Annotated in this window: 12 protein-coding genes and 1 pseudogene; 5 read left to right on the top strand and 8 right to left on the bottom strand. The window is 72.1% G+C overall.

The annotated features are described in order from the left end of the window. Positions 1–89: 89 nt before the first annotated feature. The 3 genes and pseudogenes from JF597_RS48150 to JF597_RS48140 form a co-directional block, all read right to left on the bottom strand. On the bottom strand, positions 90–1,025 hold the full coding sequence (locus JF597_RS48150) for a M48 family metalloprotease (protein WP_294011940.1): 936 nt from the start codon (positions 1,023–1,025) through the stop codon (positions 90–92). Continuing rightward, positions 1,022–1,393 (bottom strand): BlaI/MecI/CopY family transcriptional regulator, encoded by a 372-nt coding sequence (locus JF597_RS48145; protein ID WP_294011938.1) that lies wholly within the window; start codon positions 1,391–1,393, stop codon positions 1,022–1,024. The genes JF597_RS48150 and JF597_RS48145 overlap by 4 nt, the downstream gene beginning before the upstream one ends. Before the next feature lie 137 nt (positions 1,394–1,530). After that, positions 1,531–1,756: pseudogene (locus tag JF597_RS48140) on the bottom strand (sodium-dependent transporter); the annotation flags it as partial. A 277-nt stretch (positions 1,757–2,033) separates the two neighbouring features. On the opposite strand from JF597_RS48140, the gene JF597_RS48135 reads away from it, so the two are divergent. Beyond that, entirely contained in the window at positions 2,034–2,864 is an 831-nt protein-coding gene (locus tag JF597_RS48135) for a hypothetical protein (protein WP_294011935.1), read from the top strand. A 140-nt stretch (positions 2,865–3,004) separates the two neighbouring features. Here JF597_RS48135 and JF597_RS48130 read toward each other — a convergent pair whose 3' ends face one another. From JF597_RS48130 to JF597_RS48110, 5 genes are read right to left on the bottom strand one after another with little or no spacing between them, the layout of a single operon-like run. Then, on the bottom strand, positions 3,005–4,366 hold the full coding sequence (locus JF597_RS48130) for a HAMP domain-containing sensor histidine kinase (protein ID WP_294011932.1): 1,362 nt from the start codon (positions 4,364–4,366) through the stop codon (positions 3,005–3,007). Continuing rightward, positions 4,363–5,025 carry a response regulator transcription factor gene (locus tag JF597_RS48125; RefSeq protein WP_294011929.1) on the bottom strand — a complete coding sequence of 221 codons (663 nt, stop codon included), beginning with the start codon at positions 5,023–5,025 and terminating at the stop codon, positions 4,363–4,365. Before JF597_RS48125 ends, JF597_RS48130 begins: the two co-directional genes overlap by 4 nt. Further along, positions 4,979–5,707 carry a phosphatase PAP2 family protein gene (locus tag JF597_RS48120; protein ID WP_294011926.1) on the bottom strand — a complete coding sequence of 243 codons (729 nt, stop codon included), beginning with the start codon at positions 5,705–5,707 and terminating at the stop codon, positions 4,979–4,981. Before JF597_RS48120 ends, JF597_RS48125 begins: the two co-directional genes overlap by 47 nt. Beyond that, entirely contained in the window at positions 5,704–6,309 is a 606-nt protein-coding gene (locus tag JF597_RS48115) for a phosphatase PAP2 family protein (protein ID WP_294011923.1), read from the bottom strand. The genes JF597_RS48120 and JF597_RS48115 overlap by 4 nt, the downstream gene beginning before the upstream one ends. Next, the gene (locus JF597_RS48110; protein WP_294011921.1) at positions 6,306–6,974 is read right to left on the bottom strand and encodes a DedA family protein; all 669 of its coding nucleotides are present in this window, start codon (positions 6,972–6,974) and stop codon (positions 6,306–6,308) included. Before JF597_RS48110 ends, JF597_RS48115 begins: the two co-directional genes overlap by 4 nt. Before the next feature lie 116 nt (positions 6,975–7,090). Between JF597_RS48110 and JF597_RS48105 the strand changes: the two genes are divergently transcribed. The 4 genes from JF597_RS48105 to JF597_RS48090 form a co-directional block, all read left to right on the top strand. Further along, on the top strand, positions 7,091–7,468 hold the full coding sequence (locus JF597_RS48105) for a BlaI/MecI/CopY family transcriptional regulator (RefSeq protein ID WP_069761985.1): 378 nt from the start codon (positions 7,091–7,093) through the stop codon (positions 7,466–7,468). Further along, the gene (locus tag JF597_RS48100; RefSeq protein ID WP_294011916.1) at positions 7,465–8,397 is read left to right on the top strand and encodes a M56 family metallopeptidase; all 933 of its coding nucleotides are present in this window, start codon (positions 7,465–7,467) and stop codon (positions 8,395–8,397) included. The genes JF597_RS48105 and JF597_RS48100 overlap by 4 nt, the downstream gene beginning before the upstream one ends. 266 nt (positions 8,398–8,663) lie before the next feature. Then, the gene (locus JF597_RS48095) at positions 8,664–9,161 is read left to right on the top strand and encodes an SRPBCC family protein (RefSeq protein ID WP_294011914.1); all 498 of its coding nucleotides are present in this window, start codon (positions 8,664–8,666) and stop codon (positions 9,159–9,161) included. Then, the coding region (locus JF597_RS48090; protein WP_294011911.1) for an NAD(P)/FAD-dependent oxidoreductase at positions 9,154–10,451 on the top strand (1,298 nt) is incomplete at its 3' end. The genes JF597_RS48095 and JF597_RS48090, both read left to right, overlap by 8 nt.

Below are 10,451 nucleotides of genomic sequence, written 5' to 3'. Positions count from 1 at the left end.
CAGGCCCTCGCGCAGACCGATCAGGTAGTTGGAGAACAGTGTGCTGCCCCACCAGTCGTGACTCGGCGGGTTGCGGTGTCCCGCAGGAGTCAGGGGCGGGGGAGCTCGCCCTGGGCGATCTCCACACCTCGGTGCACCGAGGCGGCCCCGGCCAGGGCGGAGCCACCGGCGAGGCCGATCAGGACCACGAACGCCAGCAGCACAGGGGCCAGGCGCCGAGCCGGCGCGTGGGCGAGGAGGGCCTTCACGCGCGCCGGGACTGGTCCTGTGACGGCACTGGGAGCGATGGAGGGCAGAACAGTGCGCGTGCGGTTGGTGGCCAGCGCCGCGTGGCCGACGGCGGTCGCTGTCAGCGTCCGGTCGCCGGCAGCGAGCGCCGCGGCCTCGTCCGCGGCGCGCTCGGCTGCGAACGACACCTGCGGTGCGACGGCTGCGAGCGCCGGGTGGCACCAGCCGGCCAGCTGGGCGGCGGCCAGGAACAAGTGGTGTCGCGCGGCGAGGTGGGCGCGCTCGTGAGCGAGGAGGACCTCGCGCTCGTCCGCGGTCAGCGCGCGCAGCATGCCGGTCGTCACCACGACCCGGCTCGGGCTGTGGCGACCGCCGGGCAGCGCATAGGCGTCGGGACGGGCGTCGTCGACGACACAGAGCCCGCCGGCGTCCGGGAGGCCGGCGACGTCGACGTGGGCCGCGCGCAGCTGCCGCACTTCCAACTGCGTTCGGCGTACGGCAGTGATGCACGTGACTGCCAGGGCCCCACCGGCGAAGACGGAGACAGCCATGACCAGGGTTGTGGGTCCGGCCTCCAGGGGCTGGATGAGGTGGGCGAGGCCGGCGATCACCGGAACGGAGAGCGCGACGGGGAGCAGAAGGACGCCCAGGCACGCTACGACACCCACCGCTAGGGCCACCGAGGCCGAGGTGAGCACCCACAGCGCTGCGTCGGGCCGCACCCGGTCGACCACTCGCCGGGCCAGCGGGGGCAGTGCGAAGGGCAGCACGAGCGGAACGAGCAGCAGTGCGATCACTGCCGGCCCCCCTCCAGCAGACGCCGAAGCTCCGCTTCGTCGTCCGGGCCGAGACCCTCGACGAACCGGGCCAGCACCGTGCTGCGGTCGTGGTCCTGGTCGAGCTCTTGGTGCATCCGCCGTGCGGTCAGGCCGTGAGAGTCCGCCACGGGAAAGTAGAGGAAACCGCGTGCGGCAGGGCTGCGATCCACCACGCCCTTCTCATGAAGGCGGATCAGCAACGTCGCCACCGTTGTCCGGGCCAGCGGCTGCGGAATCGCCCCTCTCACCTGCGCCGCGGACATCGGTTTCCCCGCAGCCCACAGAGCCGCCAGCACACTGGCCTCCAGTTCGCCCGCCGGCCTGCGCTCGCCGTCGGAGTCCGTCATGGAACCTGCCCTTCCCCGAGATCGCTCACAGCGGCATGAGGCGACCGCTGGGTTCGTAGACGCTCACCCCAACACCCATTATCGAACAGAAGCGAGCCCCGCAGGTCTTCGATGACCTCCCCGAAAGGGCTCACCGGTCAGGACACCCGGCACGGTGGTCGCCGAGGGCGAGTCATCCGTACCACCCTGTTTGCCGCCGTCTTCTGCAACAGCCCGCACGCGAGAACCGGCAGCAGCAGGTGCGGCTTGTCGGGCAGAAGCGGCCGGGGCGTCCAGACGCAGGACGCGCGCCGCGAGCCGGCCCACGGCGAAGGACAGGGCGCAGACGGCCGCTGCCACCACCGGAGCCGCGATCAGCAGCAGAGCAGCAGCGCCGCAAGACAGGCGAGCGCCACCGCTCGTCCGAGGCGTCGCCGCAGCCAGCCGGTCACCCTGTCGGCATGGATTGAGGAATGGGGGCTGGGCGGGACGATCACGGCGGCCCGCTTCCGTCGTTGGGTCTGGGCCGGGACGGAGCGCCAGTATCACCGACTGGGCCATGGCGTATGGCAGTCATGTTCCACGCGCGGCCCGGCAGCGGCGGGTGGTGCCGCGCAGCAGTCAGGATGCGTTCAGGTTTCCGGTGGCACGGTCGGGCCTCATGACATCTGAGACTTCTGAGACGGCGGCGGCCGGCAATCCCGCCGCGACCGCCCGCGGTCATCGACTTCGCTGGAACAAGGTGCCCGAAGTCACCGTGTACTTCTGGGTGATCAAGGTGCTGTGCACGACGGTCGGTGAGACCGCGGCCGACCTGCTGAACGAGAAGGCAGGACTGGGCCTGACCGGTGTGTCATTGCTGATGAGCGCGCTGCTCGCGGTGGTGCTCGTCGTCCAGTTCCGCACGACCGCCTACCGCGCCGGCGTGTACTGGCTCGCCGTCGCCCTGATCAGCGTGGTCGGCACCCTGATCAGCGACAACCTCACCGACAACATGGGCGTACCGCTCACGACGAGCACCACGGTGTTCGCCGTCGTCCTCGCGATCGTGTTCGCCGCCTGGTACCGCAGCGAGCGGACGCTCTCCATCCACAGCATCGACACCCTGCGCCGCGAGTCGTTCTACTGGCTGGCGGTGCTGTTCACCTTCGCGCTGGGCACCGCGGCCGGTGACCTGGTCGCCGAGCGGATGGCGCTGGGCTACTGGGTCTCCGCGGTTCTGTTCGCCCTCGCCATCGCCGCGGTGGCGGTGGCGCGCTTCGCGCTCGGGGCGAACGCGGTGTGGAGCTTCTGGATCGCCTACGTCCTCACCCGCCCGCTCGGCGCGTCGATGGGCGACTATCTCTCCCAGCCGACCGGTGACGGCGGCGTGGGCCTGGGCACCGTGGTGACCAGCGTGCTGTTCCTCGCGGTCATCCTCGGTCTGGTGGTGTTCCTCGTGGTGACGCGCAAGGACGTCACCGAGCCTGAGCAGATCTCGCGTACGGCGTAGGTGGCCGAGTGGCTCCGATTTCGGTACGGCGGTTCGTCGGCGGTGCTGCCGGCGACCCTGGTGGATCTGATGGCGTATGCCCAGGCACAGGAGCACCGGACCGCCGCCTCCCGGCAGGGGGGCGATTGAGCGGGAGGCGGTCAGCCTGCGGGCAGTCTGACCGTGAACCGGGCTCCGGTCGGGTGCCCGGGGGCGTACGTCACCTCGCCCCCGGCGGAGCGGGCCAGGCGTCGCGCGAGCGGCAGCCCGAGGCCCGCTCCGCCGTGTCCGTCGCCGGGGTCGGCCCGCCGGCCGGGCTGGAAGAGCTGCGCCGCGAACGACTCGGGTACCCCGGGGCCGTCGTCGACGATGTCGATGCGGACGCCGTCCGACTCCCGGCGGACGGTGACGGTGACGCGTGAGGTGGCGTACCGGACGGCGTTGGTGAGCAGCGGGCTGATGATGCGTTCGAGGAGGGTGGCCTGGACTCCGGCCTCGGGCGGGGAGCCCTCGTCGTGTACGTCGAGCGTCACGTGGACCGGTGCGTCCAGGTGTGCGGCGAGTCGGTGCAGTACGGGCAGGATCTCGGCCGTGCCGGGAGTGGTGGGTGTGCCCTCGCGGGCGTTGTTCAGCAGGGTGTCGCAGATGGCACGCATGGACCGGGCGGCGTCGGCTATCACCTCGTGCGTGGCTTCGGTTTCGGCGGCCGAGCGTGGGCGGGCCTGCCACCAGTCGAGTTCGGCGACGATCCGGCTGAGCGGGGTGCGCAGCTCGTGCGACAACTCGCCGGTCAGCTGCTGCTCATGACGCAGGACGGCTCGGATGCGGTCCAGCAGCGCGTCCAACGACGCGCCCAGACGGGCGAGTTCGGCCGGACGCCGGGCCGCGCTGAAGCGTTCCTCGGAGACGACGGCGCTCCACTGGGTGGCCTGGTCGGTCATGGTCCCCACGGGACGCAGCGCGCGTCCGACCGCGAGGCGGGTCAGGAGGTAGGTGCAGGCGAGCATCACCGCGTCGAGCACCAGCGACGCCACGAGCAGGGTGTCGGCCGAACTCCGGTAGGGGGTGAGGTCCAGCGCGGTGACGACGGTCGCCGTGCTCCGGCCGCCGGACACGGACTGGCTGCACAGCCGGGCGGGGTCCGGTCCGCCGGCGGTGAGGCAGTGACTCCCGCCCTGTCGCACGAGCCTGTCGGCGGCGCGGGCGAGGGCGCTGGGGGTTGTGGTGGTCGGTGGCTGTTCGAGCAGCCGGGTGCCCGTGTAGATCCACACGTTCGTGTCGAGGAGCCGGTCGTTGGAGGTCTCCAGGACACGCACCGTACGGCCGTTCGTGTCGATGGTGGTGGCGACGGCGGCGGCCCGGGTGTGCAACTCGTCGTCGGCCTGGTGCTGCAGGCGGTGGCGGATGACGGTGTTGAAGGCGACGGTGAGGATCACCATCAGGAGGGTGGCGGTGGTCAGGGCCACCAGGGAGAGGCGGCCGCGCAGGGTGCGCGGCGTCAGCCGGAAGAACGCAGGGCTCATGACAGGCGGTGGCCGATCCCGCGGGCGGTGGTGATGGTCAGATCGCTGTCCGCCTCGCGCAGCTTGCGACGCAGCCGGGTCAGGTACTGGTCGAGGGTGTTGTCGCTGACCTGGGCCCCTTCGGGCCACCCTGCTCTGAGCAGCTCTCGCCGGCGTACGACACCCCCGGCGCCGGTCATGAGCGCCGCCAGCAGGCGGAACTCCGTCGGCGTGAGGTCGACCTGGGTGCCGCGCACGTTGACGCTGTGCCGGACGGCGTCCAGGAGCAGATCGCCGGCCGTGGCCGCGGGGAGCGTTGCGGCGCGTTTGACCGCCGCCCGTAGTCTGGCGGCGAGTTCGGCCAGGTGGAACGGCTTGGGCAGATAGTCGTCGCCCCCGGCGGAGAACCCGGACAGCCGGTCGGTGAGCCGGTGGTGGGCGGTCAGGAAGATGACGGGGGAGAGGAATCCGTTCGCCCGCAGCGCCTGGCACACGTCTCGGCCGTCCGCGTCGGGCAATCCGACGTCCAGCACGGCCGCGGCGATGTCGTCACCGGCCAGCCGCAGGGCGGATGCTCCGTCCGGGGCGGGCACGGTGTCGAAGTCCTCGTCGCGCAGGCCGCGCAGCAGGACGTCACGCAGGGCGTGATCGTCCTCGACGACCAGGATCTTGTGGCGCATGGCCCTCCGTAGGCCTTTGGTCGGTGTCCGGCGTACCTGCGATGAACCTTTCGGGCAGCCGCCAGGCGGCGGCGCACAGGCACAGTCCCAGCCAGCCGATGGCGAACAGCCAGCCGCCGAGGACGTCGGTGAACCAGTGCACCCCGAGGTAGACGCGGCTCAGGCCGACCAGGGCGCCCCAGCAGCCGATGACCAGGGCGAGTAGGGTCCTGCCGCGTGGGGCGCGTACGCACACGGCGATGACGAGCAGTCCGGCGGTGAGGGCTGCGGTCGTGGTGTGGCCGGACGGGAAGGCCCAACCCGAGGCGTGCGTCGCCCAGTCCGTCCGGTCGGGGCGGGGCCGGGCGACGAGGGTCATCACGCCGTACCGTGCCGCCTGTCCCGCTCCGAGGCAGATGAGGCAGAGCGTGGTGGCGACGGCGCGTCGGCGCAGGGTGCGCCCCGCGATGATTCCCGCCAGTGCGGCGAGGGCGTACGGTATGACGCCGGTTCCGGTGGCGGTCAGGCCACGGGCCAGCGCCTCGGCCACGGCCGGGCGGTGCGCGACGGACCAGGACGACAGGTCCTCGTCGCCGTACAGCGGCTTCCCGTCGCCGATCACCATCATGGTCAGTACGCCGAATGCCGTCCACGCCCCGAGGCCGACGCTGCCTGCCGTGTCGCAGACGTCAGCGCGCTTCATGACGCCGCCAGCAGCGGGCGCAGTCGCGTGCCGGTGATCCACCCGGCCGGCGAGTCGGGGTGACGGCGCAGCACCGCCATCGGGCCCACAGCGACGAGGGCTCCCACGACCACTCCTGCCGCGACATCGTGCGGATAGTGCGCACCGACCCAGACCCGGGAGACCGCCATCGCGCAGGCGGCCACGACCGCGACGGCACCGAGCCGACGGGAGACGAACCAGAGGGCGACCGCGGCCGCTGCGGCGATGGCCGCGTGGTTGCTGGGGAAGGACCAGTCGCCCGGCGCCGGGCATGCCTCCAGGGTGGGCACCTGCAGGCTCTGGCAGGGCCGGGCCTCGCGCACGACCAGTTTCAGGGCGACATCCACCCCGTACCCCGCGACCACGACCAGCGGAACGGCCAGTGCGATCACCGCCGCTGTGGCGCCCACTCGTCGCGCCTGCCACCAGGCGACGGCCATCAGCACGGCGAACACCGCCAGTCCGTACGTCGACCAGGCCGACACCATGTCGTCCAGCCAGCCGGGCGAGCGGTCAGCAAGATCCACCACGTCCGTGTAGGCGGATCCGTCGACCGACGAGCCGTTGAACGCGAGGATCATCCGCGCACCTCCTTCGCCTTCGCGGCCCGGCGGGAGCGGTACCACTCAGCAGCGAGCGGAAGCAGCGACACGGCCACAATCACGGCGATCATGGGCAGCAGGTAGCGGTCCACATCGGGGATGGAGGAGCCCAGGGCGTATCCGCCTAGGGCCAGTCCCAGGCTCCACACGAGCCCGCCGGCCATCTGCCAGACGGTGAACGTCCGCGCCGGAACACCGAGCGCGCCCGCCATCGGATTCAGGACCGTCCGCACCACTGGCACGAACCGGGCCAGCACGATTGCCTTCGCGTACCCGTACCGCTCCAACAGCTCCTCGGCCCGGTGTGCCCCTTCGCGCAGGCGGACCGAGCCGCTGCGCGCCAGGAGGGCGCCGCCCGCCTTGCGGCCGAGCAGATAGCCGCACTGCGCCCCGGCGAGCGCGCCTATGGCCGCGGCGAGCAGCAGCGGGGGGAGGGACAGTTTCACACCGTGTTGGCCGCTCCCCGTGCACAGCAGGCCTGCGGTGAACAGCAGGGAGTCGCCCGGCAGGAAGAAGCCGATCAGCAGACCCGTCTCGGCGAACATCACCACGCCGACGCCCAGCACGCCGAAGGCGGCCAGCAGGGACTGGGCGCTCAGGACATTCACAGCGAGCTGTGAGGACGTGAACAAAGGTGAGGTCATGGATGCGGGCCCTCTCGTCAGGGGACGGGCGGGCACGCGAAGGCGACAACCCGATGGACTACAATTCTGTAGACGGTCTACTCGACTGTAGTCGACGACGGGGTGAGGTTCGTTCCATGAGCAACGCGAAGGACGAAAGACGGCCTGCGGGTGAGCTCGAAGCGGCCGTCATGGCTGCTCTCTGGGCCGCTGACGTCCCGCTCACACCGGGCCGGGTCCAGACGGAAATCGCCTCCGGACTGGCCCGTACGACCGTGTCGACGATCCTGTCCCGTCTGTACGACAAGGGCATCGTCAGCCGTCGTCCGCAGGGACGCGGATACGCCTATTACCCCGTTCAGGACGCAGCAGGGCTTACCGCCCGACGCATGCACACCGAACTCGACCGCGACCGCAACAGTGACCGCGAGACCGTCCTCTCCCGCTTCGTCGCCCAGCTCAAGCGGGACGACGAACAGCTTCTGCGCCACCTGCTGGAGGCCGACGGGCGATGACCACCGTGCTGCTGATTCCGCTCCTGCTGCCCTTCGTGGTGCCGCTGCTCGCCCCCCGGGCCCTCGCCCGGCTGACCCCCGTCACCGCACTGTGGGCGCTCACCGTTGCTGCCCTGGTGCTGGCCGGTGCCGTCGTGGCGGCCCTCGGTTGCCTCGTGCTGACCGGGCTGCTCAGGGTTCCCGCCTTCGCGGCCCTCGGTGAACTCGTCCATCCCCTGCGCACGCCGTCGGACTATGCGGTCCTCCCGGCGGCCGTGATCGCCACTGGCCTGCTCACCATCGGCGCCTGGACCCTCGGCCGCTCGGCCCTGCGCCAGACGCGGGCCTTCCGCACGGCCCGAGCCGAGGCCGACCTGCGGCCCACCGCGGGCGACCTGTGCGTCATCGACGCGCCGCACCCGGACGCGTATGCCCTGCCCGGGCGCCCCAACCGCATCGTCGTCACCACCGCCATGCTGCGCAGCCTCGGCCCGGACGAGCGCGACGCCCTGTTCGCCCACGAACGCGCCCACAACCGGGGCGGCCACCACTACTTCCTGGCCGCCGCCGAACTCGCCGCCCACTGCCACCCCGCACTGCGCTCCGCCCGCGCCGTGATCCGACTGGCCGCCGAACGAGCCGCCGACGAATCCGCGGCCGCAGTGGTGGGTGATCGCCGGCTGCTGGCCCGTGCCATCGCCCGCGCCGCGCTCGCCGGGCATGCCACGTCCTCCACCCGCCCGGACCTCGCTCCCGCAGCGACCGCCGGCCCCGTCCCCCAGCGCGTCGCGGCACTCCTCGCCACTCCCGCGCCGCGCACTCGCCGGTCGATGTGCTGGGCAGCCCTCCTCCTTGCCGCCTCACCGGCCCTGTCCGCCACCGCCGTGGCCACCGGCGCCATCACCTTCCACCATGAGGTCGAGATCGCACAGGGCGAGGTGCCCCGCTGACGGCTTGCAGTCCCGTACGCCCCGAGGTGCGCTGAAGCACCGCCCGGGAGCCCTGGCACGGTGCACTGCGCCACGGCCGTCGCCTGTCGGCTCAGCGAGCGGGTATTTGGGGTAATCCACCCAGGAAGCCACGGGCGGGCTACTTGTCACTTGGTTCACCGCCCGTCGGAAGCACGGCCCCGGGGGCGCCGGTTGGACCGGTCAGGCTCGGGCACTCGGGGCACGGCCGACGGGCAACCCGGTCCAGGCAGCCCCTTGGAGGTATCGTGGCCGTTCGCCACCGTCTGATCAATGCCAGCCCCAGCGCCGTGTGGGACGTCCTCGCCGACGGCCACCGGTACGCGGAGTGGGTGGTGGGGACCTCCCATTCCGAGCCGGTTCGCGGGCAGTGGCCGCACAAGGACGCGGCGATCCGCTTCCAGGTCCCCCTCGGCCCGTTCAAACTGGCCAACGAGACGGTCGTACGCCGCTGCGACGAAGGCGTGGACCTGGAGCTGGAAGCCCACGCCGGACCGCTGGGCACCGCACGCATCGCGATCGAACTGCGGCCGTGGGGTGAGCACTGCCTGGTGATCGTGGACGAGCACCCCCTCCAGGGCGCGGGCGGCCGACTGCACAACGTCGGCTTCGAAGCGGTGATCCAGATGCGCCACCGCACCATGCTGTCCCGCCTGGCCCGGCTGTGCGAGAACGGGGTGCGAGAGGCCGGCGAGGCTCCGCGGCAGGCATCGGCGCAGGGTGTGGCGGGAGCCGGGCATGCCTGACGCCGTGGTGATCGGAGCGGGCCCCAACGGGCTGGTCGCAGCCAACCTGCTCGCGGACGCCGGGTGGAGCGTCGAGGTGCTGGAGGAGCAGCCGGAGCCGGGCGGCGCCGTCCGCCACGACCACGGCGTCGACCCCGCCTACGTCAGCGACGTCTTCAGCGCCTTCTACCCGCTCGCGGCCGCCTCTCCGGTCCTGACCGCGCTGGGCCTGGACCGGTACGGGCTGCGCTGGAGCCACGCGCCCAGCGTGCTCGCCCACCCGCTCAGCGACGGCAGCTGCGCCCTCCTGGACCGTGACATCGCTACCACCGCCGCGTCCCTCGAGGCCTTCGCACCGGGCGACGGGGCCGCCTGGCGGCGACTGCACGACGTATGGGAGTCCCTGCACCCCGACATCCTGGACGCCCTGTTCACCCCCTTCCCGCCCGTGCGCGCGACGGCACGGCTGGCACGCCGGCTGCGGGCCGCGGGCGGGCTGCGCGTGGCACGCACCCTGGTCCTGCCGGTACGCCGCATGGGCGAGGAGGAGTTCCGCGGCCAGGGCGGCCGGCTGCTGCTGGCCGGCAACGCCCTGCACGCCGATCTCGCCCCCGAGTCGGCGGGCAGCGGCGGCTTCGGCTGGCTGATGGCCATGCTGGGACAGACGTACGGCTTCCCCGTCCCCGTCGGCGGCTCCGGCGCCCTGACCGAGGCCCTGGCCCGACGCCTGGAGGCTCAGGGCGGGCGGATCCGCTGCGGGCAGCGCGTCGAGCGGATCGTCGTGCGCGGCGGGCGGGCCGTCGGTGTGCGGACGGCGGCCGGTGACGCGGTGGTGGCGCGCCGCGCGGTGCTGGCGGACGTGTCGGTGCCCGCCCTGTACGGCGATCTCCTCGACCCCGAGCACCTGCCCGCGCAGCTTCAGGAGGACCTGCGCCGGTTCCAGTGGGACTTCGCCACCTTCAAGGTGGACTGGGCGCTGGACGGCCCGGTGCCCTGGCAGGCCGAGCAGGCGTCCCGGGCGGGCACCGTGCACCTCGCCGACGGCCTGGACGAGCTCACTCGTTTCGCCGCGCAGATCGCCATGCGGGAGGTACCGGACCGGCCCTTCCTGCTGTTCGGCCAGATGACCACCGCCGACGCCACCCGCTCCCCGCAGGGCACCGAATCGGCCTGGGCCTACACCCACATCCCCCACGAGATCGGCGCCGACGCCGGCGACGAGGGGATCACCGGCCGCTGGGACACCAAGGACCAGGAACTCATGGCCGACCGGGTCGAACGCCAGGTGGAACGCTTCGCGCCCGGCTTCCG

This window comes from Streptomyces sp. (genome assembly GCF_019510245.1).
Taxonomy (GTDB): Bacteria; Actinomycetota; Actinomycetes; order Streptomycetales; family Streptomycetaceae; genus Streptomyces.
This window is presented reverse-complemented; position numbering and strand designations above follow the sequence as displayed.